This window comes from Streptomyces sp. NPDC023541 (genome assembly GCF_055559995.1).
In genome coordinates this window covers 52,494-76,985 of the sequence record NZ_JBVHJO010000004.1, presented here as the reverse complement: position 1 = coordinate 76,985, position 24,492 = coordinate 52,494, and the positions used below count along the sequence as shown (strand labels likewise).

General features: G+C 71.0%; 20 protein-coding genes and 3 pseudogenes. 12 read left to right on the top strand and 11 right to left on the bottom strand.

Features of this window, described 5'->3' with window-relative positions:
• Nucleotides 1-13 precede the first annotated feature (13 nt).
• From ACZ3X1_RS10895 to ACZ3X1_RS10880, 4 genes are all read right to left on the bottom strand, one after another.
• Nucleotides 14-1,087, bottom strand: a complete 1,074-nt coding sequence (locus ACZ3X1_RS10895) for a hypothetical protein (protein WP_467278714.1) — start codon at nt 1,085-1,087, stop codon at nt 14-16.
• A complete protein-coding gene (locus ACZ3X1_RS10890; protein ID WP_467278711.1) occupies nt 1,069-1,824 on the bottom strand; it encodes an ABC transporter ATP-binding protein in 756 nt (251 codons plus the stop codon). The genes ACZ3X1_RS10895 and ACZ3X1_RS10890 overlap by 19 nt, the downstream gene beginning before the upstream one ends.
• Before the next feature lie 179 nt (nt 1,825-2,003).
• Nucleotides 2,004-3,365 (bottom strand): aspartate aminotransferase family protein, encoded by a 1,362-nt coding sequence (locus tag ACZ3X1_RS10885; RefSeq protein WP_356813346.1) that lies wholly within the window; start codon nt 3,363-3,365, stop codon nt 2,004-2,006.
• 3 nt (nt 3,366-3,368) lie between these two features.
• Nucleotides 3,369-3,872 (bottom strand): Lrp/AsnC family transcriptional regulator, encoded by a 504-nt coding sequence (locus ACZ3X1_RS10880; protein WP_030651035.1) that lies wholly within the window; start codon nt 3,870-3,872, stop codon nt 3,369-3,371.
• Between the two features lie 169 nt (nt 3,873-4,041).
• Here ACZ3X1_RS10880 and ACZ3X1_RS10875 point away from each other — a divergent pair, with 169 nt between their 5' ends.
• The 3 genes and pseudogenes from ACZ3X1_RS10875 to ACZ3X1_RS10865 all read left to right on the top strand — a co-directional run bounded on the left by ACZ3X1_RS10875 (nt 4,042) and on the right by ACZ3X1_RS10865 (nt 6,358).
• A complete protein-coding gene (locus ACZ3X1_RS10875) occupies nt 4,042-5,481 on the top strand; it encodes a gamma-aminobutyraldehyde dehydrogenase (protein ID WP_356813345.1) in 1,440 nt (479 codons plus the stop codon).
• A gap of 63 nt (nt 5,482-5,544) precedes the next feature.
• Nucleotides 5,545-5,823 (top strand): annotated as a pseudogene (locus ACZ3X1_RS10870) (ABC transporter substrate-binding protein); the annotation flags it as partial.
• 66 nt (nt 5,824-5,889) lie between these two features.
• A pseudogene (locus tag ACZ3X1_RS10865) lies at nt 5,890-6,358 on the top strand (hypothetical protein).
• On the opposite strand, the gene ACZ3X1_RS10860 reads toward ACZ3X1_RS10865, so the two are convergent.
• From ACZ3X1_RS10860 to ACZ3X1_RS10850, 3 genes are all read right to left on the bottom strand, one after another.
• Nucleotides 6,348-6,605, bottom strand: coding sequence for a hypothetical protein (locus ACZ3X1_RS10860; RefSeq protein WP_467278703.1), 258 nt, complete (start codon nt 6,603-6,605; stop codon nt 6,348-6,350). The pseudogene ACZ3X1_RS10865 and the gene ACZ3X1_RS10860 overlap by 11 nt on opposite strands.
• A 115-nt stretch (nt 6,606-6,720) precedes the next feature.
• Complete coding sequence (locus tag ACZ3X1_RS10855) at nt 6,721-7,419, bottom strand: glycerophosphodiester phosphodiesterase (RefSeq protein WP_467278702.1); 699 nt, start codon at nt 7,417-7,419, stop codon at nt 6,721-6,723.
• A gap of 12 nt (nt 7,420-7,431) precedes the next feature.
• Complete coding sequence (locus tag ACZ3X1_RS10850) at nt 7,432-8,457, bottom strand: adenosine deaminase (protein ID WP_362624527.1); 1,026 nt, start codon at nt 8,455-8,457, stop codon at nt 7,432-7,434.
• Nucleotides 8,458-8,568: 111 nt separating this feature from the next.
• Between ACZ3X1_RS10850 and ACZ3X1_RS10845 the strand changes: the two genes are divergently transcribed.
• A complete protein-coding gene (locus ACZ3X1_RS10845; protein ID WP_467278698.1) occupies nt 8,569-9,264 on the top strand; it encodes a DUF4190 domain-containing protein in 696 nt (231 codons plus the stop codon).
• Here ACZ3X1_RS10845 and ACZ3X1_RS10840 read toward each other — a convergent pair.
• The gene (locus ACZ3X1_RS10840; protein WP_467278696.1) at nt 9,249-10,850 is read right to left on the bottom strand and encodes a TROVE domain-containing protein; all 1,602 of its coding nucleotides are present in this window, start codon (nt 10,848-10,850) and stop codon (nt 9,249-9,251) included. The genes ACZ3X1_RS10845 and ACZ3X1_RS10840 overlap by 16 nt on opposite strands.
• Nucleotides 10,851-11,349: 499 nt before the next feature.
• Nucleotides 11,350-11,904: an NADAR family protein gene (locus ACZ3X1_RS10835; protein WP_356813338.1), complete on the bottom strand. Its 555-nt coding sequence runs from the start codon at nt 11,902-11,904 to the stop codon at nt 11,350-11,352.
• Nucleotides 11,905-12,098: 194 nt separating this feature from the next.
• Here ACZ3X1_RS10835 and ACZ3X1_RS10830 point away from each other — a divergent pair, with 194 nt between their 5' ends.
• The 7 genes and pseudogenes from ACZ3X1_RS10830 to ACZ3X1_RS10800 form a co-directional block, all read left to right on the top strand.
• Nucleotides 12,099-13,613: a gamma-aminobutyraldehyde dehydrogenase gene (locus tag ACZ3X1_RS10830; RefSeq protein ID WP_467279489.1), complete on the top strand. Its 1,515-nt coding sequence runs from the start codon at nt 12,099-12,101 to the stop codon at nt 13,611-13,613.
• A gap of 47 nt (nt 13,614-13,660) precedes the next feature.
• The gene (locus ACZ3X1_RS10825) at nt 13,661-14,911 is read left to right on the top strand and encodes a polyamine ABC transporter substrate-binding protein (RefSeq protein ID WP_467278694.1); all 1,251 of its coding nucleotides are present in this window, start codon (nt 13,661-13,663) and stop codon (nt 14,909-14,911) included.
• A 66-nt stretch (nt 14,912-14,977) separates the two neighbouring features.
• Nucleotides 14,978-16,144 carry an ABC transporter ATP-binding protein gene (locus tag ACZ3X1_RS10820; protein ID WP_356813335.1) on the top strand — a complete coding sequence of 389 codons (1,167 nt, stop codon included), beginning with the start codon at nt 14,978-14,980 and terminating at the stop codon, nt 16,142-16,144.
• Entirely contained in the window at nt 16,141-17,070 is a 930-nt protein-coding gene (locus tag ACZ3X1_RS10815; RefSeq protein WP_467278689.1) for an ABC transporter permease, read from the top strand. Before ACZ3X1_RS10820 ends, ACZ3X1_RS10815 begins: the two co-directional genes overlap by 4 nt.
• Nucleotides 17,070-17,876 carry an ABC transporter permease gene (locus ACZ3X1_RS10810; RefSeq protein WP_356813333.1) on the top strand — a complete coding sequence of 269 codons (807 nt, stop codon included), beginning with the start codon at nt 17,070-17,072 and terminating at the stop codon, nt 17,874-17,876. The genes ACZ3X1_RS10815 and ACZ3X1_RS10810 overlap by 1 nt, the downstream gene beginning before the upstream one ends.
• A gap of 42 nt (nt 17,877-17,918) precedes the next feature.
• Nucleotides 17,919-19,337 carry an NAD(P)/FAD-dependent oxidoreductase gene (locus tag ACZ3X1_RS10805; protein WP_390076199.1) on the top strand — a complete coding sequence of 473 codons (1,419 nt, stop codon included), beginning with the start codon at nt 17,919-17,921 and terminating at the stop codon, nt 19,335-19,337.
• An 18-nt stretch (nt 19,338-19,355) separates the two neighbouring features.
• A pseudogene (locus ACZ3X1_RS10800) lies at nt 19,356-19,634 on the top strand (hypothetical protein); the annotation flags it as partial.
• Nucleotides 19,635-19,662: 28 nt separating this feature from the next.
• On the opposite strand, the gene ACZ3X1_RS10795 reads toward ACZ3X1_RS10800, so the two are convergent.
• Nucleotides 19,663-20,181 carry a phosphatase PAP2 family protein gene (locus tag ACZ3X1_RS10795; RefSeq protein ID WP_356813331.1) on the bottom strand — a complete coding sequence of 173 codons (519 nt, stop codon included), beginning with the start codon at nt 20,179-20,181 and terminating at the stop codon, nt 19,663-19,665.
• A 433-nt stretch (nt 20,182-20,614) separates the two neighbouring features.
• Nucleotides 20,615-21,961, bottom strand: coding sequence for a 4-aminobutyrate--2-oxoglutarate transaminase (gene gabT, locus ACZ3X1_RS10790; protein ID WP_356813330.1), 1,347 nt, complete (start codon nt 21,959-21,961; stop codon nt 20,615-20,617).
• Nucleotides 21,962-22,349: 388 nt separating this feature from the next.
• Between gabT and ACZ3X1_RS10785 the strand changes: the two genes are divergently transcribed.
• Nucleotides 22,350-24,440: an ATP-binding protein gene (locus ACZ3X1_RS10785; RefSeq protein WP_467278682.1), complete on the top strand. Its 2,091-nt coding sequence runs from the start codon at nt 22,350-22,352 to the stop codon at nt 24,438-24,440.
• Nucleotides 24,441-24,492 lie beyond the last annotated feature (52 nt).

Sequence of the window (24,492 nt, the reverse complement as noted above, 5' to 3'; positions counted from 1 at the left end):
AGGGCTGTGTGCCTCAGCGGGTCAGCGCCAGCGACGTCAGCTGTGCCACACCCCAGCTGAGCGGAGCGCACACGGCCACGAGCGCGGTGGCCCGCAGGCCCGCCGCCGTCCGCAGGACCCTTGCGGGAGCTGCCAGATCGAGCATGGTCTCCCGCCCGGCGGCCCAGCTCCGGCGGCCCTCCACCGCGGATGTGAGAAGGGTCGCGGCGGCGCACAGCGCCACCAGGGCTGCGGCCGGCCAGGCCATCGGCCCCAGCGGAACGTGCAGCCCGCCCCGGTCCCGCAGGGCCAGGGCGGTCAGGGCCCCGGCGGCCACGGAGCACAGCACGCCCAGCGGCGCCCCGATCCGGGAGGCCTCCTCCTGCAGGTACCGCCCGGCCAGCAGCCGGAGCGCGCCCGGGCGCCCGGCCTGGACCAGGCTGCCGCAGGCGTAGGCCAGACCCGGCCCGGCGAGGGCCAGCCCGACGGCGGTCAGCACCCAGCCGGCGAGGACCCCGCCGCCGTCCCGGCCGGCGTAGGCCTCGACGGCGAGCCCGCAGGCGGTCACTGCGATGCCCCAGGGCAGAGCGGTCTGCGGGGCCAGCGGCCGGTGCGGACGCAGCGCGAGCACGGTGGCGGCCGACGCGGTCACCGGTACGAGGGCCAGCAGGGTGAGGGCGGCCGCCAGGGGCAGCGGCTGCTCGGCGTGGAGCAGCCGGGCGCCGGAGCCGTCGAACGGCAGGCCGGCGAGGTCCCCGCGCAGGTGGAGGAAGACGGCCAGGGCCAGGGCGCTGCCCAGGGTGCAGGCGACGGCCGTGGAGATGGCGGCGGCCAGGGTCAGCCGTACGGGTCCCAGCCCGGCGGCGTCCAGCCCCTCGCGGGGGCGGGTCGCGGGGTCGGCCCGGGCGACGGCGACGGCGAAGTGGACCGTCGCGGCCAGCGGGACCAGCGCCCACAGCAGGCGAGGGAACGATCCGGCAGGGCGGTCCACGGCTTCGGCGAGTACGTACAGCAGCAGGAAGCCGGTCCCGGCGGAGGCGGCGGCGACGAACAGCCGCCGCAGCTGCACGGCGGGCCGGGAGCCGCGGGCTAGGCGGAGAGCGAGCACGCGGCCTGGCCCTCCGGGGTGTCGGGGAGCGCGGAGGTGTCGCCGGCCCCGGCGAGGCGGCCGTCGACCAAGGTCAGGCGACGGTCCGCGACGGCCGCGGTGGCCCCGTCGTCGGTGGCCAGCAGCACGGTGATCTCGTGGGAGCGGGCCGCGGTGGTCAGCGTCCGCAGCAGCAGGGCCCGGTCGGTCCGGTGCAGCGGTGCCGTGGGCTCGTCGGCGTAGATCACCGAGGGCACGGTGACCAGGGCACGGGCCAGGGCGACCCGCTGGCACTCGGCGCGGCTGAGCGCGGCGGGCCGCTTGCGGGCGAAGGCGCCGATGTCCAGGCGGTCGAGCCATTCGCAGGCGGCGTGCTTGGCGCTGCGGTGGGAGGCCCCGGTGAGCAGCAGCGGCAGGGCGGCGTTCTCCCAGACCTTCAGCTCGGGCAGCAGCTGGGGTTCGGGACCGAGCCAGCCGAAGCGGTCGCGGCGCAGCCGTTCACGGGACAGGTCCCCCATGGTGTGCACGGGGACGCTGTTGAACCAGACCTCGCCCTCGGTGGGCAGCAGCTGCCCGGACAGGCACCGCAGCAGCGTCGTCTTGCCGCTGCCGCGGGCTCCGGTCAGGGCCACGATCTCACCCTGGCGGACTCCGAGGGAGACACCGACGAGGGCCGGGGCACCGCCGTGCGCGTAGTGCAGGGACCGCGCCCAGAGAACGTCATTGTCCGGCGGGGCATTGTCCGGTGGGGCCACCATGGCGTACACCTCCGTCCGAGGGAACGAAACGGAGCCCTTTCGGTCACTGGCGCCGCACTGAGATGTAAAGAGATGAACCGCTTGGATGGTGACAGCACACGGCCCGGACCCCCGTGTTCTCACTCGAACGAAGGATCCGGGCCGTGTGATCGGACTACCGCAGACTGTTCACAGCCTGCTCAGAGCTTGGTCCACGCCTCGGTGAGCACCGTGCGCAGGATGCCCTCGATCTCGTCGAAGGTGCCCTGGTCCGCGGTCAGCGGCGGCGCCAGCTGGATGACCGGGTCGCCGCGGTCGTCGGCCCGGCAGTACAGGCCGTTCTCGAAGAGCGCCTTGGAGAGGAAGCCGTAGAGCACGCGCTCGGTCTCCTCGTCCGTGAAGGACTCCTTGGTGGCCTTGTCCTTGACGAGCTCGATGCCGTAGAAGTAGCCGTTGCCGCGGACGTCGCCGACGATCGGCAGGTCGTGCAGCTTCTGCAGCGTCTTGAGGAAGGCGCCCTCGTTGTCCAGCACGTGCTGGTTGAGGCCTTCCTTGTCGAAGATGTCGAGGTTGGCGATGGCCACCGCGGAGGACACCGGGTGTCCGCCGAAGGTGTAGCCGTGCAGGAAGGTGTTGTCTCCCTTGTAGAACGGCTCCGCGAGGCGGTCCGAGATGATGCAGGCGCCGATCGGGGAGTAGCCCGAGGTCATGCCCTTGGCGCAGGTGATCATGTCCGGCACGTAGCCGAACTTGTCACAGGCGAACATCGTGCCGAGGCGGCCGAAGGCGCAGATCGTCTCGTCGGAGACGAGGAGCACGTCGTACTCGTCGCAGATCTCGCGGACCCGCTGGAAGTAGCCGGGCGGCGGCGGGAAGCAGCCGCCGGCGTTCTGCACCGGCTCCAGGAAGACGGCCGCGACGGTGTCGGCGCCCTCGAAGAGGATCTGCTGCTCGATCTGGTCGGCGCACCAGCGGCCGAAGGCCTCGGGGTCGTCGCCGTAGATCGGGGCGCGGTAGATGTTGGTGTTCGGCACCTTGTGCGCGCCGGGCACCAGCGGCTCGAAGGGAGCCTTGAGGGCCGGCAGACCCGTGATCGACAGGGCGCCCTGAGGGGTGCCGTGGTAGGCGACCGCGCGTGAGATGACCTTGTACTTGGTGGGCTTGCCCTGGAGCTTGAAGTACTGCTTGGCCAGCTTCCAGGCGGTCTCGACGGCCTCGCCGCCGCCGGTGGTGAAGAAGACCTTGTTGAGGTCGCCCGGGGCGTAGTTCGCCAGGCGCTCGGCGAGCTCGACGGCCTTGGGGTGGGCGTAGGACCACACCGGGAAGAAGGCGAGCTGCTGCGCCTGGTTGAAGGCGACCTCGGCCAGCTCCTTGCGGCCGTGACCGGCGTTGACCACGAACAGTCCGGCGAGACCGTCGAGGTAGCGCTTGCCCTTGTCGTCGAAGATGTAGGTGCCCTCACCACGCACGATGGTGGGGACGGGTGCGTTCTCGTACGACGACATGCGGGTGAAGTGCATCCACAGGTGGTCGTAGGCGGTCTTGGAGAGGTCCTGGCTCACGGGCTATCGAGTTCCCCACATGTAGGTCTGCTTCTTCAGCTTCAGATAAACGAAGCTTTCGGTTGATCGCACGCCGGGGAGCGTGCGGATCTTCTTGTTGATCGTTTCGAGCAGGTGGTCGTCGTCCTCGCAGACGATCTCCACCATCAGGTCGAACGACCCCGCGGTCATCACGACGTACTCGCACTCGGCCATCGCGGTCAGCGCGTCGGCCACCGGGTCGAGGTCGCCCTCGACGTTGATGCCGACCATGGCCTGACGGCGCAGGCCCACGGTGAGCGGGTCGGTGACGGCGACGATCTGCATGACGCCCTGGTCGAGCAGCTTCTGCACGCGTTGGCGCACAGCCGCCTCCGACAGGCCGACGGCCTTGCCGATCGACGCATAAGGACGGCGGCCGTCCTCCTGCAGTTGCTCGATGATCGCCAGGGACACAGCATCGACCGAAGGGGACGGTTGTCTGTTCCTGGAATCTGCGCTTCGACTGACCACGAGCCCACTGTGCACGAGGAGTCGTCTGTTCCGCAAGACGGAATCAATGAAATCCGTTGTTTGACGATGCTGATCTCACTGATTTCGTAGGTGGTGGCCTTCGGGTCTGTCGAAAGCCTCCGCCGAGAGGCTAGGCTTGGTATTCGTCTCAATCGTTGGACATGTGATCAGGAGTGTGGCTGTAGTGACCACCGAACTGCGTCGTCTGCGCAACTACATCGGCGGGGAGTTCAAGGACGCCGCCGACGGGCGCACCACCGAGGTGGTCAACCCCGCCACCGGCGAGGTGTACGCGACCGCCCCGCTCTCGGGCCAGGCCGATGTCGACGCCGCCATGGCCGCCGCCGCGGCCGCGTTCCCGGGCTGGCGCGACACCACCCCCGCCGAGCGCCAGAAGGCGCTGCTGAAGATCGCGGACGCCTTCGAGGCGCGCGCGGACGAGCTCGTCGCCGCGGAGTCGGAGAACACCGGCAAGCCGCTGGGCCTCACGGCCAGCGAGGAGCTGCCGCCGATGGTGGACCAGATCCGCTTCTTCGCGGGTGCGGCCCGCCTGCTCGAGGGCCGCTCGGCCGGCGAGTACATGGACGGGATGACCTCGATCGTCCGCCGCGAGCCGGTCGGCGTGTGCGCCCAGGTCGCGCCGTGGAACTACCCGATGATGATGGCCGTGTGGAAGTTCGCGCCGGCCATCGCGGCGGGCAACACGGTCGTGCTCAAGCCCTCCGACACCACCCCGGCCTCCACCGTCCTGATGGCGGAGATCATCGACTCGGTCCTGCCCAAGGGCGTCTTCAACGTCATCTGCGGTGACCGCGAGACCGGCCGGGCCATGGTCGAGCACTCGACCCCGGCGATGGCCTCGATCACCGGCTCGGTGCGCGCGGGCATGCAGGTCGCCGAAAGCGCCTCCAAGGACGTCAAGCGCGTCCACCTGGAGCTGGGCGGCAAGGCCCCGGTCGTCGTCTTCGAGGACGCCGACATCCCGAAGGCCGTCGAGGACATCGCGGTCGCCGGCTACTTCAACGCCGGCCAGGACTGCACCGCCGCCACCCGCGTGCTCGTGCACGAGTCGATCCACGACGAGTTCGTGGCCGCGCTCGCCAAGGCCGCCGCCGACACCAAGACCGGCGCGCCTGACGACGAGGACGTGCTGTACGGCCCGCTGAACAACCCGAACCAGCTCAAGCAGGTCGCGGGCTTCATCGAGCGGCTCCCCGCCCACGCCAAGGTCGAGGCGGGCGGTCACCAGGTCGGCGAGAAGGGCTACTTCTACGCCCCGACCGTGGTCTCCGGCCTCAAGCAGGACGACGAGATCATCCAGAACGAGGTCTTCGGCCCCGTCATCACCGTCCAGTCCTTCACGGACGAGTCCCAGGCCCTGGAGTACGCCAACGGCGTCGAGTTCGCCCTCGCCTCCTCCGTGTGGACCAAGAACCACGGCCGGGCGATGCGCATGTCCAAGAACCTCGACTTCGGCTGCGTGTGGATCAACACCCACATCCCGCTCGTCGCCGAGATGCCGCACGGCGGCTTCAAGAAGTCCGGCTACGGCAAGGACCTCTCCGCCTACGGCTTCGAGGACTACACCCGCATCAAGCACGTGATGACCTCGCTCGACGGCTGATCGGCCGCATCGATCACAGCAGAGCGTTGAAGGGGCGGGCGGTGGACAACATGTCCATTGCCCGCCCCTTCCGCGTTCGCCGAGGCTGTGCCCATGCTGCAGGCCGACAACCCGGACATCGAGTTCGTGGTCCCCGAAGAAGGCGGCGAACTCTGGGCCGAGAGCCTGCTCGTGCCCAACCTGGCCCGGCACAAGGCCAATGCCCTCGTCGACCACTACTACGACCCGCAGGTGGCCGCGCAGCTCGCCGCCTCCGTGAAGTACGTCTGCCCCGTCCCGGCGGCCCGGGAGGTGCTGGCGGGCTCGGACGACAAGGGATCGTCGGGCTCTGATCACGGTCCGGACACAGAACTGAACATGTTCAGTGATCTGGCTGAACGTGTTCAGAAACTTGCGTAGGCTTCTTCCATGAGCGAGACAAGCGCCCTCGAGCGCAGGATCCGTGCCTGGTTGATCGTCTTCGTCGTCTGCCTGGTGCTCAGCGGCCTCACGGCCTTCCCCCCTGGTCAGCGAGGTCCGCTGGGGCAACGCCCTGGTCGACAACATATGGCTGCGACGGGTGGGCGAAGGGCTGGAGGGGGCCGACGCCGACTACCCCTTCCTCCTGTACGGAACCGACTGGCTCGCCTTCGCCCACCTCGTGATCGCCGTCTTCTTCTACGGCGTGTACCGCGACCCCGTCCGCAACATCTGGATCGTCGAGGCCGGCATGATCGCCTGCGTCGGAGTGATCCCCCTCGCCCTGATCTGCGGGCCGATCCGCGGCATCCCCTTCTGGTGGAGCGTCATCGACATGTCGTTCGGCGTCTTCGGGGTGCTCCCCCTCCTGATCCTGCGCCGCATGATCCAACGGCTGGAGACCGCGACTACCTCGTGAACGCCGCCATGACGATGCCGAGGGCCACCGGGTTCACGTCCTGGCCCTCGGCGTCCGTCGCGTTCACCGAGTGGACCGAGGTGTTGGAGAGGTCCCGGGTCGCGCCCATCGCGGTGGTGCAGCCGTGCCGGCTGCCCGCCCTGCCCCAGACCACCGTGCCGTCCGGCAGGACGATCCCGGGCAGGCCGGCCGCCATCGCCGCCGGCTTCCCGCGTTCGAAGTCCTTCACGCCCGGCACCGTGAACATGCCTCCAGGTGTGCCTCCAGCTGGGCCTGCGGCACGACCCGGCCGCTGCGGCCCAGGTCCACGACCCACGGCCGGGCCCGGCGCGGGCGCCGGACCCTTCCGTCCAGCGCGGCTGTCAGCGGCCGAACTCGGCCCGCACGGACGTCAGCGCGTCCATCCGGTTCGTGGTGATCGCGTCGACCCCCGCCGCGATGAGCCCCTTCATCGTCCGCCTGGTGTCGGCGGTCCAGGCCGAGACCAGCAGGCCGTCCCGGTGCAGCGCGTCCACCAGCTCCCGGCTCACCAGCCCGAAGCGGTAGTTGAGCCAGCGCGGCGCCACCGCGTCGATCAGGACCCGCCGGGGCGGCGAGAGCGTGGTCCAGGTCAGCGCGATCTCCGCGCCGGGATCGGCCGCGCGGAGCACCAGCATCGACCCCGGTCCCGCGCAGTAGAACGTGCGCTCGCGCGCTCCGCACTCGCGGACCAGGCCCACGACGGTGCGGACCGCCTCGGGCGTGGCGCCGGGGAGGTCGAGCATCAGCCGGCCCGCCCCGGCCGCCGTCAGCGCGTCGCGCAGCGTCGGAACGGCGCCCCCGGTCAGCTCCTTGAGCTGTGCGGCCGAGATCTCGTCGAGCCGCACGTCGTGGTTCCACAGCCGCTGGAGCGACTCGTCGTGGAGGAGGACGGGCACCCCGTCGCGGGTCAGCCGTACGTCGACCTCTACCGCGTCCGCCCCGCGGGCGAAGGCGGAGCGGATCGAGGGAAGGGTGTTCTCACGGATGCGGTAGGGATCGCCGCGGTGGCCGATGGCAGTCAGGGTGCGCATGGGCCCCATTCTCGGGGGAGTTCAGCGCGCGAGCCATTGCCCGGTGTACGTGTCGATCTCCGCGTTGAGCTTCTCCTTGCCGGCCGGGTCCAGGAAGGAGGCCTCGACGGCGTTCTTCGCGAGCTGCGCGAGCCCGCGCTCGTCGAGGTCGAGGAGGCGCGCGGCCACCGCGTACTCGTTGTTGAGGTCGGAGCCGAACATCGGCGGGTCGTCACTGTTGATCGTGACGAGCACGCCCGCCGCGACCATCTCCCTGACCGGGTGCCGGTCGAGGTCGGTCACCGCGCGCGTGGCGATGTTCGAGGTCGGGCAGACCTCCAGCGCGATGCGGTGCTCGGCGAGGTGGGCGAGGAGCTCCGGGTCCCGGACGGAGCTCGTGCCGTGGCCGATGCGCTCGGCGCCCAGGTCGCGGATGGCGTCCCAGACGGTCTCCGGGCCGGTGGTCTCGCCGGCGTGCGGCACGCTGTGCAGGCCGGCGGCCCGGGCCGCGTCGAAGTACGGCTTGAACTGCGGGCGCGGAACGCCGATCTCCGGTCCGCCCAGGCCGAAGGAGACCAGGCCCTCGGGGCGCAGGTCCACGGCGAGCCGCGCGGTCTCGGCGGCGGCTTCGAGGCCGGCCTCGCCGGGGATGTCGAAGCACCAGCGCAGGATGACGCCGAGTTCCTTCTCGGCGGCCTTGCGGGCGTCCTCGATGGCCTCCATGAAGGCCTTCTCTTCGATGCCGCGGCGGGTGGAGGAGTACGGGGTGATGGTCAGCTCGGCGTAGCGGATGTTCTGCCGGGCCATGTCACGGGCGACCTCGAAAGTCAGCAGCCGTACGTCCTCGGGGGTGCGGACGAGGTCGACGACCGACAGGTAGACCTCGATGAAGTGGGCGAAGTCCGTGAAGGTGAAGTAGTCGGCGAGGGCGTCGGGGTCGGTGGGCACCTTGGAGTCGGGGTGCCGGGCGGCGAGCTCGGCCACGATGCGCGGGGAGGCCGAGCCGACGTGGTGGACGTGGAGCTCGGCCTTGGGCAGCCCCGCGATGAAGGGGTGCAGGTCGGTCATGGGGGTGCCTCCGGACGGGCGGGGGTGCGGGCAGGACGCCCTCATCGTAGGCACGGCCGTGACGGTCGGTGGCAGCGCTTAGCATGGCCGTACGAGAGAGGGGGGCTCCGTATGAACGACAGCAGTCCCGAGCCGCGAGACCCGTGGGCGCCGCCCGAGCGGCCCGTGGTGGACCTGGGCAAAGCGCAGGCCGCGCACGGCACATCGGGCGGGTCGGGCCCGCCGTCCGTGCACGACCAGCCGACGCTCGCCGGGATGCCCGGCGACGGGACGACGACCCCCGCCGGGCCCGGGCCCGGCACGTCCGGTCCCGCCGCGAGCGCCCCGGCGGCCGGCCCCGCCCCGGCGGCGTACGGATATCCGGCGGCCCAGCCCGGCTACGGATACCCCGGCGACGCGGGGTATCCCGGTCCCGGGTATCCCGGCCATCCCGGGTACCCCGCCCAGCAGGGGTACCCGTTCCCCGGCGGCTACCCGCCGTACGGGCGTCAGCCCAGCAACGGCTTCGGCATCACCTCGCTGGTCCTCGGCATCCTCGCGGTCGTGGGCTGCATCACCAGCTTCATAGCCGTGGCGCTCGGGATCGGGGCCGTCGTCTTCGGCGCCCTGGGCAAGGGCAAGGCCAACCGCGGCGAGGCCGACAACGGCGGAATGGCCCTGGCCGGCATCATCCTGGGCGCGGTCGGCATCGCGCTGGGCCTCCTGATGCTGTTCGCCATGTTCGCCCCGTTCCTCGACGGCGGATGGGACGACGGCCCGCGCCGCGAGAGCCCGTATTCGGACTCACGGCTTCACGAACGGGTCTGAAGCCACGGCCAGTCGGCGTTCCGGCCGCCCTCGATCAGCGAGACCATCCGGAAGGCCGCGTCCGTGAGGCCGCCGAAGGTGTGCCGGTTCCCGCTGCCCGAGGGAGCGTGGCCCACCCGGTAGCCGGCCAGGTTCCAGGTGTAGACGGGCACGTCGGACGGCACGTGCTCCGTCGGGTCCCCGCTGTAGCCGTAGGAGCCCGCCTGCTCGTCCGTCACGATCAGCACCCGGTCGTGGTCCCGGTAGTGCTTCTTCACGGCCTCGGCGGTGTAGGTGCCGCCGAGGTCCCCGAACCGTTCGAGCACCTTCAGCACGGACTCGCCCCGGGTGTGGGGGACCGCCTCGCTGGACGTCCCGAACTGCACGAGGTCGGCCCGCTCGGCCCGCAGGGCCAGCGCCGCTCCGAAGACGGCCGCGGCGTCGGCCCGGTTGAGGCGGGAGCGGTCCGAGAGCGGGGACCACATCGACCCGGAACGGTCGACGAGGACCAGCGTGCGGCCCGGCAGCGCCGGTACGTTGGCCAGTGAGTGGCCGAGCGCCTGCTCCAGCGGGTACGCCCAGCGCAGCGAGGGCGCGTGCTGGTAGGCGGCCAGGTAGCGGAAGGGGAACTGCCGCGACCGGGCGACGACCTCCGGGTCGGAGATCTTCGCGGCGACCTGCGCGGCCACCGCGTCCGAGACCCCGGCCTCGTCGAAGTTGCGCAGGTTGCGCAGCAGCGCCATCGCCCCCATGGACGGAATGACCGCCTCCCAGGCGGCCGCGTCCAGCGGCCCCTGCAGCCAGCCGGCCAGCGCCTCCCAGGTCATGCCCGCCGCCGCGAGCCGCTCGGCGCCGTCCGCCGCGAGGACCACGGCCCTCCGCTCGGAGACCGGCAGCTCCATCAGCGCCCGATGGGCGGCGAGGGTGCGGGCGCCCGCCGGGACCTGCGCGGTCTGCGGGTTGTGCCTGCGGTCCAGGGCGTAGCGGAACAGCTCGCCCTGCCAAGGCTTGTCGGGGTCGGGGGAGGCGTGCACGAGGTTGAGGACGTCACCGAAGCGGTAGGCCTTGGAGTCGGTGTCGTACTTCAGCAGCGAGGTGCCGGAATAGAGCCGGCGCACGGCGTCGGCGATCCCGCGCTTGACGGGCTTGGGCACCGCCCGCCCGTACGCGGCCGTCCAATAGGCCAGCAGTTCACCGGGCTCGTCCGCGCGCCGCAGTACGGAGTCCACGACCCGGCGGTTCGACGGGCCGTCGGTTACGCCCGCGTCGAGCCTGGCCTTCACGTACTCCGCGGCGCCGACGAGGGAGGCGGTGCGCATGTTCGCGTCCCCGCGCAGCCAGCCCAGCAGGCCGGCCGTCCACTCCGGGTCCTCGACGGCCAGGGTACGCACGAGCGCGGCGAAGCGGTCGTCGCGCGCCTCACCGCTCTCGTAAGCGGTGCGCTGCGTGACGAAGTTGGCGACGGCGAGCAGAAAGAGTTCGGAGCGCGGATCGCGCAGACGGCCCGGCCCGCCCTGGGCGGTGCGGGCGTGTCCGGTGGAGCGCACCGGGGAAGTGGGCGCGGCGGACGCCGACTTGACGAGCGCGCGCAGGTTGAAGCGAGCCATGTGAATCCCCCCGAATTCGATGGAAGCGGGGGAGGCGTTGCGTGGAGGATGCCCGAGATCGGGAGTCGGCGGCGGACTTGTGTCAGCTGCTCTGATCTTCTGAGCTACCGGCCGGAGCCGGGCGGGACTTGAACCCGCGACCCGCTGATGAGAAGAAGTAACCGTCGCCTGCGCACCGGGCGTCCCCCACGCGGCCTCCCGAGATCAAGGTGGCGGCGGCCTGGGTTTTCTTTGCAAAAGAAGGAGCCGCAGCCTGCGCACCGGGAGGTGCGTGACGTAGGTGTCGAGAGAACAAGGCCGGCGAAACCACAAGGTGCTCTGCCAACTGAACTACACCGGCCCGAAGCCGGTGACGGGACTCGAACCCGCGGCCGCCCGATCTGGAGTCGAAGTAGGTCTCGCCTTCGCACCTGGACGAGGAACACGTTATGCGGCGCCCTTCCGGCTCCGCCAGCCAATTACCGCCGGCTGGGGCTCCGCCGCCACCAGCGGTGTTTCGTCACGCGCCGCCTTCGCGCAGCCGCTCCCGGGCCTCCATCAGCGCGAAGCCCAGCAGGTTCAGCCCGCGCCAGCGCGCCGGATCCAGGGCGCGCTCGTCGTCGGCGGCCAGCCCGATCCCCCAGATCCGGTCCATCGGGCTCGCCTCCACCAGCACACGGTCCCCGGTACCCAGCAGGTAGGCGCGCATCGCCGGGTCGGAACCGAACTTGTGCACACTGCCCTCGACGACCAGGCTGAAGCGCTCCCGCTCCCACACCGCGTTGTCGAAGCCGCGCACCAGCCGCCCGACCTTCTTCGCCTCGGCCGGGCTCTTCGCCTCCACCGCGGCGCGCTCGGCCTCCGGGTCCCCGAACAGCCGGGCCTTGCCGGCCATCATCCAGTGCTCGGCCGTGGCATATCGGACGTCACCGACAGTGAATGCGGACGGCCACCACTGGCTCAGGCAGCTCGGACCGAGCTTGCCGTCGGGCCGCGCCCGGTGCCCCCAGAACGGCAGGTACTTCACCCGCTCACCACGGCTGACCTGCTTGATCAGGTCCTCGATCATCTCCATGCACGCGAGTGTGGCACCCGCCACTGACACTTCGTACGGGATTTTCGACGTGCCTCGACACATGGTCGACCGATTCCGTCGCGTAATCAAAAGGCAACAACGGAATCACTTGGCCGAGGGCACCGCCTCTGTCAGGATCGGCACTCAATTCGAGCTGTAGCTCGAACTGTAGCTACGGAGAGCGTGAGAGCGTGATGGGCAACCGCTTCCAGGTCAGGGACCGCTTCGCGGACGGCGCGCAGTACATCGACGGAAAGCTCCGGGCCGGAACCTCCGGCCGGTCACACACCGTGGTCGACCCGGCCACCGGCGAGGAGGTCCTGACCTACGAGCTGGCGAGCACCGCGGACGTCGACGAGGCCGTCGCCGCCGCCGAGCGCGCCTTCCCGGCCTGGTCCGGCGCCACCCCCGGCGAGCGTTCCGACGCCCTGCACCGGCTGGCCGCCGTGCTGGCGGAGCAGGCCGAGGACTTCGCGCACGCCGAGTCCCTCCAGTGCGGCAAGCCGATCAAACTGTCCACCGAGTTCGACGTGCCGGGCACCATCGACAACACCGCCTTCTTCGCGGGCGCCGCCCGCCACCTCCAGGGGCAGGCCGCCGCAGAGTACTCGGGCGACCACACCTCGTACGTTCGCCGCGAGGCCATCGGGGTCGTCGGCTCCATCGCCCCCTGGAACTACCCGCTGCAGATGGCCGCCTGGAAGATCCTCCCGGCGATCGCGGCGGGCAACACCATCGTGCTCAAGCCCGCCGAGCTCACCCCGCTGACCTCCCTGATGTTCGCCCAGGCGGCCAAGGACGCGGGCCTGCCCGACGGCGTGATCAACATCGTCACCGGGGCCGGCCGCGACGCGGGCGAGCACCTGGTGGGCCACCCCGACGTGGTGATGACCTCCTTCACCGGCTCCACCGCCGTCGGCAAGCGGGTCGCGGAGATCGCCACGGCCACCGTGAAGCGCCTGCACCTGGAGCTCGGCGGCAAGGCCCCCTTCCTCGTCTTCGACGACGCCGACCTGGAGGCCGCCGCGCACGGCGCCGTGGCCGCCTCCCTGATCAACACCGGCCAGGACTGCACCGCGGCGACCCGCGCCTACGTGCAGCGCCCCCTGCACGACGCCTTCGTCGCCCGGGTCGCCGAGCTGATGGAGACCGTCCGCCTCGGGGACCCCTTCGCCCCCGGCACCGACCTCGGTCCGCTGGTCTCGCACGCCCAGCGCGACCGCGTCGCCGGGTTCGTCGAGCGCGCCCGCCACTACGCCACCGTCGTCACCGGGGGCGAGGTCCCGGGCGGCGAGCTCGCCGCCGGCGCGTACTACCGGCCCACCCTCATCACCGGCGCCGCCCAGGACAGCGAGGTGGTCCAGTCGGAGATCTTCGGCCCCGTCCTCGTGGTCCTGCCCTTCGACAGCGACGACGAGGGCATCGCGCTGGCCAACGACACCCCGTACGGACTCGCGGCCTCCGCCTGGAGCCGCGACCTCTACCGGGCGAACCGCGCCACCCGCGAGATCAAGGCGGGCTGCGTGTGGGTCAACGACCACATCTCGATCATCAGCGAGATGCCCCACGGCGGCTACAAGGCGAGCGGCTACGGAAAGGACATGTCCGCCTACTCCTTCGAGGAGTACACGCAGGTCAAGCACGTGATGTACGACAACACAGCGGTAGCCGCGAAGGACTGGCACCGCACGATCTTCGGGGACCGATAACCGATCACCGCCTGACCAGCGGTCCACCTCCCGAAAGGCCACAGCGCATGGAGCAGTACGAGCCCGACCGCCTCTCGGCGGCGCAACTCGCCGCGATGCGGCGCAGCCTCGGCAGTGGGCGCGGCGCCCTCACCCGCCGCTCGCTGCTGCGCGCCTCCGGAGTCGGAGCGCTCACCCTCGGCGGCCTGTCCACCCTCGCCGGGTGCGGCATCCCGCCCGCCAAGCGGGAGGGCGGCGCGGCCGCCGCCTCCGACGACCACTCGGCGCAGGAGAAGGAGATCAACTTCTCCAACTGGACCGAGTACATGGACACCAGCGAGGACGAGAAGTCCCGTCCCACGCTGGAGGAGTTCACCAAGCGGACCGGGATCAAGGTCAAGTACACCGAGGACATCAACGACAACGTCGAGTTCTTCGGAAAGATCAAACCGCAGCTCGCGGCCGGCCAGGACACCGGCCGGGACCTGATCGTCGTCACCGACTGGCTCGCCGCGCGCTTCATCCGCTTCGGCTGGGCCCAGAAGCTCGACGCCTCGCACCTGCCGCACGCCTACGCCAACCTGTCGCCGCAGTTCCGCAGCCCCGACTGGGACCCGGGCCGCGCGTACAGCTACCCCTGGACCGGCATATCCACCGTCATCGCCTACAACGAGAAGGCGACGGACGGCAAGAAGGTCGACTCCGTCACCCAGATGCTCGACGACCCGTCCCTCAAGGGCCGCGTCGGCTTCCTGACGGAGATGCGCGACAGCGTCGGCATGACCATGCTCGACCAGGGCAAGAACCCCTCCTCCTTCACGGACGCGGACTTCGACGAGGCGATGGGCCGGCTCCAGAAGGGCGTCGACAAGAACCAGATCCGGCGCTTCACGGGCAACGACTACACCTCCGACCTCGACAAGGGCGACCTCGCGGCCTGCCTCGCCTGGGCGGGCGACGTCATCCAGCTCCAGGCCGGCAACCCGGACATCAAGTTCGCGATCCCCGCCGCCGGCTACATCACCTCCAGCGACAACCTGCTGGTCCCCGCCAAGGCCCGGCACAAGGCCAACGCCGAGCGGCTCATCGACTACTACTACGAGCTCCCGGTCGCCGCCCAGCTCGCCGCGTACATCAGCTACGTCTGCCCCGTCGAGGGCGTCAAGGACGAGCTCGCGAAGATCGACGCCGAGCTCGCGGAGAACACGCTGATCGTCCCGGACAAGGCGATGACCGCCAAGTCCCACGCCTTCCGCTCCCTCACCAGCGAGGAAGAGACGGCGTACGAGGAGAAGTTCGCCAAGCTCATCGGCGCGTAACGGCCGGCGCCGCACCGCGCCCGCTCCTCCCCCGACCTCTTCGCCCACCCAACCCCGGGACCATCCATGACTGACAAGACCGCGGGCGGCGACGTCCGCCTCTCCGGGATCAGCAAGCACTACGGCACCTTCACCGCCGTGCACCCGCTGGACCTGACCATTCCCCAGGGCTCCTTCTTCGCCCTGCTCGGCGCCTCCGGCTGCGGCAAGACCACCACCCTGCGCATGATCGCGGGACTGGAGGAGCCCTCCACCGGCACGGTCCACCTCGGCGACCGGGAGGTCACCGACCTGCCGCCGTACAAGCGCCCGGTCAACACGGTCTTCCAGAGCTACGCGCTGTTCCCGCACCTCAGCATCTTCGAGAACATCGCCTTCGGCCTGCGCCGCCGCGGAATCAAGTCGGTCAAGAAGCAGGTCGACGACATGCTGGACCTGGTCCAGCTCGGCCAGTTCGCGCAGCGCAAGCCGCACCAGCTCTCCGGCGGCCAGCAGCAGCGCGTCGCCGTCGCCCGCGCCCTGATCAACCACCCCCAGGTGCTGCTCCTCGACGAGCCGCTCGGCGCCCTCGACCTCAAGCTGCGCCGCCAGATGCAGCTGGAGCTCAAGCGGATCCAGACCGAGGTCGGCATCACCTTCGTGCACGTCACGCACGACCAGGAGGAGGCCATGACCATGGCCGACACGGTCGCCGTGATGAACGGCGGCCGTGTCGAGCAGCTGGGCGCCCCCGCCGAGCTCTACGAGAACCCGCGGACCACCTTCGTCGCCAACTTCCTCGGCACCTCCAACCTCATCGAGGCCTCCGTGGAGTCCGCCGGCTCCGACGTCGTGGTCTCGGCCTGCGGCACCACCCTCCGGCTGCCCGCCGCCCGATGCTCGACCACGCCCAGCGCCGGCGGGAAGCTGCTGGTCGGTGTGCGCCCGGAGAAGATCTCCCTGGTCCCGGCCGAGGAGGAGCACACCATAGCCACCGGCCGGAACAAGATCACCGGCCGTGTCGCGGACTCCTCCTTCATCGGCGTCTCCACCCAGTTCGTCATCGACAGCCCGGTCTGCCCCCAGCTCGAGGTCTACGTCCAGAACATCGAGCGCGACAGCCGCCTGGTCCCGGGCGCCGAGGTGGTCCTGCACTGGAACCCGGAGCACACCTTCGGCCTCGACGCCGGCCAGTCCGTGCTTGCAGGGACGATGGGCGACGCGGGCATCGAGACGGTCGAGGAGAGCGCGTGACCGCCACCGCCGCGCCGCCCCAGGCGCCCGCCCCCGCCGGACCCCCGGCCCACAAGCCGTCCGTGCGCAAGCGGCTGGTCCCGTACTGGCTGCTGCTCCCCGGCATCCTGTGGCTGCTGGTCTTCTTCGTCCTGCCGATGGTCTACCAGGCCTCCACCTCGGTGCAGACCGGCTCCCTCGAAGAGGGCTTCGAGGTGACCTGGCACTTCCCGACGTACTGGGACGCCTTCACCGAGTACCTGCCGCAGTTCCTGCGCTCCCTGCTCTACGCCGGCACCGCCACCGCGCTGTGCCTGCTGCTCGGATACCCGCTGGCCTATCTGATCGCCTTCAAGGCCGGCCGCTGGCGCAACCTGCTCCTGGTCCTGGTCATCGCCCCGTTCTTCACCAGCTTCCTGATCCGCACGCTGGCCTGGAAGACGATCCTCGCCGACGGCGGACCGGTCGTCGCCGGACTCAACGCGATCGGCTTCCTCGACGTCACCAGCTGGCTCGGCATGACCGAGGGGGACCGGGTGCTGGCCACGCCGCTCGCGGTCGTCTGCGGCCTGACCTACAACTTCCTCCCCTTCATGATCCTGCCGCTGTACTCCTCTCTGGAGCGCATCGACACCCGCCTCCACGAGGCGGCCGGAGACCTGTACGCCCGCCCCGCCACGGTCTTCCGGAAGGTCACCTTCCCGCTCTCCATGCCGGGCGTGGTCTCCGGGACCCTGCTCACCTTCATCCCGGCGAGCGGCGACTACGTGAACGCCGAACTGCTCGGCTCCACGGACACCCGGATGATCGGCAACGTCATCCAGTCGCAGTACCTGCGGATCCTCGACTACCCGACGGCGGCCGCGCTGTCCTTCATTCTCATGGCGATCGTGCTGATCATGGTCACCATCTACATCCGCCGAGCGGGGACGGAGGACCTGGTCTGATGCGCACCCCCCTCACCTGGCTGCGGCGCAACCTGGTCGTGATCGCGGGGCTCGCCACGCTCGCGTACATGATCCTGCCGAACGTCGTCGTCACCGTCTTCTCCTTCAACAACCCCTCCGGGCGCTTCAACTACGCCTGGCAGGAGTTCTCGCTCGACGCCTGGAAGGACCCCTGCGGCGTCGCCGACATGTGCGGCTCCCTCGGGCTCTCGCTGCAGATCGCCCTGTGGTCCACGCTCGCGGCGACCGCCCTGGGCACCGCGATCGCCTTCGCGCTGGTGCGCTACCGCTTCAGGGCGCGCGGCGCGGTCAACTCGCTGATCTTCCTGCCCATGGCCATGCCGGAGATCGTGATGGCGGCCTCGCTGCTCGCGCTCTTCCTCAACATGGGCATCCAGCTGGGCTTCTGGACGATCCTGATCGCCCACATCATGTTCTGCCTCAGCTTCGTCGTCGCCGCCGTCAAGGCCCGCGTCCTGTCCATGGACCCGCGGCTGGAGGAGGCCGCCCGGGACCTCTACGCGAGCCCGGTGCAGACCTTCCTGCGGGTCACCCTGCCGATCGCGGCACCCGGTATCGCGGCGGGCGCGCTGCTCTCGTTCGCGCTCTCGTTCGACGATTTCATCATCACCAATTTCAACTCGGGCAACACCGTCACCTTCCCCATGTTCGTGTGGGGCTCGGCCCAGCGCGGTACGCCCGTGCAGATCAACGTCATCGGCACGGCGATGTTCGTCATCGCGGTGCTGGTGGTCCTCGCCGGCCAGATGGCCGGCAACCGCCGCAAGAAGGCACAACCGAAGTAATTCGGAAAAGCACGTCGTCAGTTCCGTAGGGAGTTGGAAGCCATGGCCCCAGTCGCCATGCGTAGTGTTGCTGCATCACTTTCCGAAGCGAAGCCGGTCTCGTACTGGCTGGACGACCCCGGCAAGCCGGCCGCCGAGCCGGCGCTCACCTCTGACGAGCGCTGCGACCTGCTGGTCGTCGGCGGCGGCTACAGCGGCCTGTGGACCGCGCTGCTCGCCAAGGAGCGCGACCCCGGGCGGGACGTCGTACTGATCGAGAGCAAGGAGGCGGGCTGGGCCGCCTCCGGCCGCAACGGCGGCTTCTGCGCCGCTTCCCTCACCCACGGCCTGGGCAACGGGATCGCCCGCTGGCCCGGCGAGCTGGCGAAGCTGGAGGAGCTGGGCGCCCGCAACCTCGACGCCATCGAGGAGGCCGTCGCCCGCTACGGCATCGACTGCGACTTCGAGCGGACCGGCGAGATCGACGTCGCCACCGAACCCCACCAGGTCGAGGAGCTGCGCGAACTCCACGAGGAGGCGCTCCGCCTCGGCCTGGCCGGCGGGTCCGAATGGCTCGATCGGGACGCCGTGCGCGCCGAGGTCGACTCCCCGACCTTCCTCGCCGGCCTGTGGGACCGCGACGGCGTCGCCATGCTCAACCCGGCGAAACTGGCCTGGGGCCTGAAGCGGGCGTGCCTGGACCTGGGGGTGCGGATCTACGAGAACACCCGCGGCCTGAAGCTCGCCCCGGCGGGGCGCGGGATGACCGTGCAGACCCCCTACGGCACGATCCTCGCCCGCCGGGTCGCCCTGGGCACCAACATCTTCCCGTCACTGGTCCGGCGGATCCGCCCCTTCACCGTCCCGGTCTACGACTACGCCCTGATGAGCGAGCCGCTGGACGACGCGCAGCTGGCCGCAATCGGCTGGAAGAGGCGGCAGGGCCTGGGCGACAGCGCCAACCAGTTCCACTACTTCCGGATCACCAGGGACAACCGGATCCTGTGGGGCGGCTACGACGCGATCTATCCGTACCGCGGCAAGCTCGACTCCGAGTACGACCACCGCCCCGAGACCTACCTCCGGCTCGCGGAACACTTCTTCACCGCCTTCCCCCAACTGGAGGGGCTGAAGTTCAGCCACGCGTGGGGCGGCGCGATCGACACCTGCTCGCGTTTCTCCGCCTTCTTCGGAACGGCGCACTCCGGCAAGGTGGCGTACGCGGCCGGCTACACCGGCCTCGGAGTGGGCGCCACCCGCTTCGGCGCGGACGTGATGCTGGACCTGCTCGACGGCCTGTCGACCGAGCGCACCCGGCTTGAGATGGTGAAGTCCAAGCCGATGCCGTTCCCGCCCGAGCCGTTCGCCTGGACCGGGATCGCGCTCACCAAGTGGTCGCTGGCCCGCGCGGACGCCCGGGGCGGACACCGGAACCTGTGGCTGAAGGCGATGGACAAGCTCGGCCTCGGCTTCGACAGCTGAGCCGACCGCGCTGCCCTGCTGACCGACCGGCCCGGCCCGGTGCTCGCCGACTGCGGCGCATCGCGGCTGGGCTTCTTCGTGCCCGCGGGCACCGCCTCCCACCGGATCGGCACGGGCGTACGGGGGGCCGGGCGCGGGGCGTGGATCGAGGTCCCGTACCCGGGCCGGGCGACCGCCGGAGTGCGCTGGACGGTGCTCCCGGACGGGGAGGGGACCCTCACGGACCCGGTCCTGCCGGAGCCGGCCATGCACGAGGCCGCCGCACGCGCGCTGGCCGGGGAGTGCCGGAGCCCTTGACAAGGGGACCGCTTCGGCGGCCGGGAGTTCAGCCGGAACTTCGAGGCGTGCTGCGGCAGGACCGCCTGACCGCCAGCAGCAGCGGCGTACACATCAGCAGGCTGGCCAGCACGTCCAGCGGCCAGTGGAACCCCCGCAGCACCAGCCCGACGGCTGTCGCCCCCGTGAGCACGAGGGCGGCGGCCGCCGGCCACCACCGGCCCAGGTGCGGCCGCAGCAGCAGGGCCGCGCCCGCGTACGCCACGAAGGCCGTCGCGGTGTGGCCCGAGGGGAAATAGCCCGCGGCCCACGGCTCCAGCGGGCCGGGGCGGGCGGTCCACTCCTTCAGCGGGACGACGAGGGCCGGCACCAGGGCCATCGCCGCGATCGCGGCCACGGCGCCGCGGCGGTTCCCGCGCAGGGCGGCGTACGCGGCGGCGAGGAGCAGCACGGGCAGGGCGACCGGGATGTTCCCGAGGTCGGAGAGGCCCTCGGTGGCCGGGTCGGGGACGGTGCGCACCAGCGCGCCGCTCAGCCGGGCGTCCCAGGACAGCAGAGGGCCCCGCACCAGGACCTGCCAGGTGATCAGGGCGAAGAGGAGCGCGCAGAGCGCGCAGGCGGCGAGTTCGCCGGAAAGGGTGGCCGGCCGTCCCGGAACAGGGGGGATGGTTCCGGGACGGCCGCCCGGACCGGGTTGCCGGACGCCCCGGGGGGTTTGGGGCGGTCGGCCGTCCGATCGGTGAGGAGTGTGCGCGAACGCATGCCCAGTACGGCGCTGGGGAAGCCCGGTACTGGTATCGCCCCCGGTTTCCCCGGAGCGGGCTGTTTCACTCATCTGCAGAAACCGTACGGCAGCGGAAGGGGGACCGACAGCAGGAACGCGCTCCCGCCATCGGCCCCCCACAGCTTCTTCACAGTGCCCGCCCGTTACCGTCGGTACGGGGGGCGGGCGCTGCGCTCGGACGTTCTAGTCGTTCGAGCGGGTGTCGTACCGGCGTGGCTCAGATCTCCGTGCCGATGGCCGCGAACGCCGCCTCGATCAGGTCCAGGCCCTCGTTCAGGAGGTGCTCGCCGATCACGATCGGCGGGAGGAAGCGCAGCACGTTGCCGTAGGTGCCACAGGTGAGGACGAGCAGGCCCTCGGCGTGGCAGGCCTTGGCGAGCGCGCCGGCCGCCTCCGGGAACGGGGTCTTGGAGACCGGGTCCTTGACCAGCTCGATCGCGATCATGGCGCCGCGGCCGCGGATGTCGCCGATGATCTCGTACTTCTCCTGCATGGCCGTCAGGCGGGCCTTCATGATGGACTCGATCTTCTTCGCCTTGGCGTTGAGGTCGAGCTCCTTCATGGTCTCGATGGAGCCGAGCGCACCGGCGCACGCCACCGGGTTGCCGCCGTAGGTGCCGCCCAGACCGCCCGCGTGGGCGGCGTCCATGATCTCGGCGCGGCCGGTCACGGCGGCGAGCGGCAGACCGCCCGCGATGCCCTTGGCGGTGGTGATCAGGTCCGGGACGATGCCCTCGTCCTCGCACGCGAACCACTGGCCGGTGCGGCAGAAGCCGGACTGGATCTCGTCGGCGACGAAGACGATGCCGTTGTCGTTGGCGAACTGCACGATCGCCGGCAGGAAGCCCTTGGCCGGCTCGATGAAGCCGCCCTCGCCGAGGACCGGCTCGATGATGATCGCGGCGACGTTCTCGGCGCCGATCTGCTTGGTGATCTGGTCGATCGCCTGGGCGGCGGCCTCGGGGCCGCAGTTCTCGGCGCCGGTGGGCCAGCGGTAGCCGTAGGCGACCGGGACGCGGTAGACCTCGGGGGCGAAGGGGCCGAAGCCCTGCTTGTACGGCATGTTCTTCGCGGTCAGCGCCATCGTGAGGTTCGTACGGCCGTGGTAGCCGTGGTCGAAGACGACGACGGCCTGGCGCTTGGTGTACGAGCGGGCGATCTTGACGGCGTTCTCGACGGCCTCGGCACCGGAGTTGAACAGCGCCGACTTCTTGGCGTGGTCGCCCGGGGTCAGCTCGGCGAGGGCCTCGCACACCTCGACGTAGCCCTCGTAGGGGGTGACCATGAAGCAGGTGTGGGTGAAGTCGGCGAGCTGCGCGGAGGCGCGGCGCACGACGGCCTCGGCGGAGGCGCCGACGGAGGTCACGGCGATGCCGGAGCCGAAGTCGATCAGCTGGTTGCCGTCGACGTCCTCGATGATGCCGCCACCCGCGCGGGCCGTGAAGACGGGCAGCACGGAGCCCACGCCGCCGGCCACGGTCTGCAGGCGCCGGGCCTGCAGCTCCTGCGACTTGGGGCCGGGGATCGCGGTGACGATCTTGCGCTCCTGCGGGACAGCGGTCATAGAGGGCTCCTGGGGGGTGTTTTCGGACGCACTTGTGTCTTTGTCCGCAGGCTAGGCCCGGGAGCGGGGGTCCTGCATGCTCCGTTCGGTAGTGATCTCAGCGTGTCCTTGTCCGCCACGGCCATAGAGCTCCGTCGTCCACCTTCCTCGGCGCGGCCCGCGCAAGGACGCTCCAGGCCGCCCGCCGGGCCGGCAGCCCTTGATCGCGCCCGGTTCCGCAAGGTCACCGGGTGATCATCCCGTCCTCGAGAGCCCCCGTGCCTGCCGCGGTCCCGACTGAGTGTCATGACCGCTGCCGCGAACACGACTTGGGTACACCCACCGGGCGCCGGCGACCACTACATTGAGCGACGCAGCACCGCAGGCACGGTCAGGGGGCAGGGGTTTCATGGACACCGACGGCACGCACGAGACGCGCACGGGCCGTACGGGGCACATTCCGAGACCGGCCACCCCGCCGAAGCCGACCCACGCGCCGACGGCCGGGCCGGCACTGGGGGACTGGCTGCGCTTCCCACGCTCCTCCGACGGGCCGGGCGTGTGGACGTACGGACACGTGCCGCGGGCCGCGGAGGAGCCCGAGGTGACCCCCACCCGCCAGCTGGTCAGCGGAGCCCTGATCGCACTGCTGGCAGGCCTGCTGCTCTGGTCCCTGCTGTGGAACGGCTACCTCGGCGGCTTCTGGCTGTGGCCGCTCTACATGTTCACGCCCGACTCCTGGGCGGGGACCTTCCCCTCCGTCGTGGCCTCGTACATCTGGTACGCCATCGTCGCCACCCTCCTCATCGTCGGCTTCGGGCGCCTCGGCCGGTGGCCCGAGCTGCTGGGCCGGCTGCTACGAGGCCGGGCCGCACGTCCGCTGCACTCCGCCGAACCGCCCCGCCCCGAGGCGGGGGGCGCCGACGATCCCGTGCGGTGGCCGCAGTTGCGGGGGGCCGGGCTGGTGGAGGCGGCCGATCGGCTCGAAGGGGAGGCCGGGGGCGGGCGGATGAACGACGTGGACTACGCGCGCATCCGCCGCGCCTGGGAATCCGTGCGCGTCGACCCCTCCCGCATGCGCGCCTTCGCCGACTCCGTCCGCGACAAGGGCGCCGGGGCCTGCGTGCACCCCTCCGGGGACCGGGACCTGCCCGTGCGGGCCGCCCGGCACGACCTGCTGGCCCGACAGGTGCTCCTCGGCACCGTCGAGGACGGCGTCCGCAACCCGTACGCCCGCCGCGGCACCTCCCTCGCGCTCGACCCCGACGTGCTCGGCACCTCCCTGCTCGCCGTCGGCCCCTCCGGCACCGGCAAGACGCAGCGCCTGGTGCGGCCCGTCGTGGAGTCCCTCGCCCTCCAGGCGCTCGCCGGGCAGGCCGCCGTCGTCGCCGTCGGCGCCGCCGGGGCCCAGCTCGGGCCGGACACCGCCTACGACGTCGTGGTCCGCATCGGCGACCCCGCCTCCGTCTACGACCTCGACCTCTACGGAGGCGCCACCGACCCCGACGAGGCCGCGACCCTGCTCGCCGAAGCCTTCGTCGGAGACGTCCCCGGGATCGACGTACGCCGTGCGGCGACCGCCCTCGCCCAGCTCCTCGGGCCGTTCCGGGCCGCGTACGGCCGCTTCCCCGCCGTGCCCGAGCTGCGCGAGCTGCTCGACCAGGTCCCGGCCGCCTTCGACGCCCTGCGCCGCGAGCTCGCCGCCGACGGCGCCGCGCGGCACGCCATGCTGCGCGAACTCGACGCCCGCACCCGCCAGCACGGGGCGCACGGGGACCCCGGACCGGCCCTCGCCGACCGGGTGGCTCTGCTGGACCGGCCCGCCTTCGCCGGGTTCTTCGACACCACCGGCCAGGGCCGGCCCTTCTCGCTGCGCGCCCTGGAGCACCCCATCCGGGTCCGCGTCGACCTCCCCGAGCGGGGGCACGCCGACGCCTCCCGGATGCTGGCCCGGCTGCTGCTCGCCCAGTTCAACGCCGCCGCGACCGCCCGCGTCGACCGTTCCCTCTTCGCCTTCCTCGCCTTCGACGACGCCTCCCACACCCTGACCGCGGAGACCGTGCGCGGCGTCCAGCGGCTGCGCTCGGCGCACGCCGGCGTACTGCTCACGCTGCGCACGCTGGACGACGTACCGGAGGCACTGCGCACGCCCCTGCTGGGGGCGGTCGGCTGCCGGATGGCCTTCGCCGGGGTCACCACCTGGGACGGCAAGCGCTTCGCGGAGGCCTGGGGAACCGAATGGGTGGAGACGCGTGACGTCACCCACCGCACGGTCTTCGCCGACCAGCCGCTGACCCGGGCGATCCACGCCTTCCGCAAGCTCGTCACCGGCAAGGCGGTCACCACGGACGCGGTGACGGTGCGGCAGGTGGAACGGGAGCGGTGGTCCGCCTCGGACCTGGCGCACGCCGTGCCGCCCGGGCACGCTGTGCTGTCGCTGACCTCCGTCAGCGGGGAACGGGCGGCCCCGCTGCTGGTCCGCCTGGCCGGAACGGCCTGACCCGCCCCCCCGACCCGTACGAGGTGGCAGAATCGAGGGGAGTCGTTCGTAC

Bases quoted from the DNA above. Each gene is read 5' to 3' on its own strand.
- ACZ3X1_RS10890 (WP_467278711.1), bottom strand. From the start codon at position 1,824: ATGGTGGCCCCACCGGACAATGCCCCGCCGGACAATGACGTTCTCTGG.
- ACZ3X1_RS10860 (WP_467278703.1), bottom strand. From the start codon at position 6,605: ATGTTCACGGTGCCGGGCGTGAAGGACTTCGAACGCGGGAAGCCGGCG.
- ACZ3X1_RS10855 (WP_467278702.1), bottom strand. From the start codon at position 7,419: ATGGGGCCCATGCGCACCCTGACTGCCATCGGCCACCGCGGCGATCCC.
- ACZ3X1_RS10850 (WP_362624527.1), bottom strand. From the start codon at position 8,457: ATGACCGACCTGCACCCCTTCATCGCGGGGCTGCCCAAGGCCGAGCTC.
- ACZ3X1_RS10845 (WP_467278698.1), top strand. From the start codon at position 8,569: ATGAACGACAGCAGTCCCGAGCCGCGAGACCCGTGGGCGCCGCCCGAG.
- ACZ3X1_RS10840 (WP_467278696.1), bottom strand. From the start codon at position 10,850: ATGGCTCGCTTCAACCTGCGCGCGCTCGTCAAGTCGGCGTCCGCCGCG.
- ACZ3X1_RS10835 (WP_356813338.1), bottom strand. From the start codon at position 11,904: ATGGAGATGATCGAGGACCTGATCAAGCAGGTCAGCCGTGGTGAGCGG.
- ACZ3X1_RS10830 (WP_467279489.1), top strand. From the start codon at position 12,099: ATGGGCAACCGCTTCCAGGTCAGGGACCGCTTCGCGGACGGCGCGCAG.
- ACZ3X1_RS10825 (WP_467278694.1), top strand. From the start codon at position 13,661: ATGGAGCAGTACGAGCCCGACCGCCTCTCGGCGGCGCAACTCGCCGCG.
- ACZ3X1_RS10820 (WP_356813335.1), top strand. From the start codon at position 14,978: ATGACTGACAAGACCGCGGGCGGCGACGTCCGCCTCTCCGGGATCAGC.
- ACZ3X1_RS10810 (WP_356813333.1), top strand. From the start codon at position 17,070: ATGCGCACCCCCCTCACCTGGCTGCGGCGCAACCTGGTCGTGATCGCG.
- ACZ3X1_RS10805 (WP_390076199.1), top strand. From the start codon at position 17,919: ATGGCCCCAGTCGCCATGCGTAGTGTTGCTGCATCACTTTCCGAAGCG.
- gabT (WP_356813330.1), bottom strand. From the start codon at position 21,961: ATGACCGCTGTCCCGCAGGAGCGCAAGATCGTCACCGCGATCCCCGGC.
- ACZ3X1_RS10785 (WP_467278682.1), top strand. From the start codon at position 22,350: ATGGACACCGACGGCACGCACGAGACGCGCACGGGCCGTACGGGGCAC.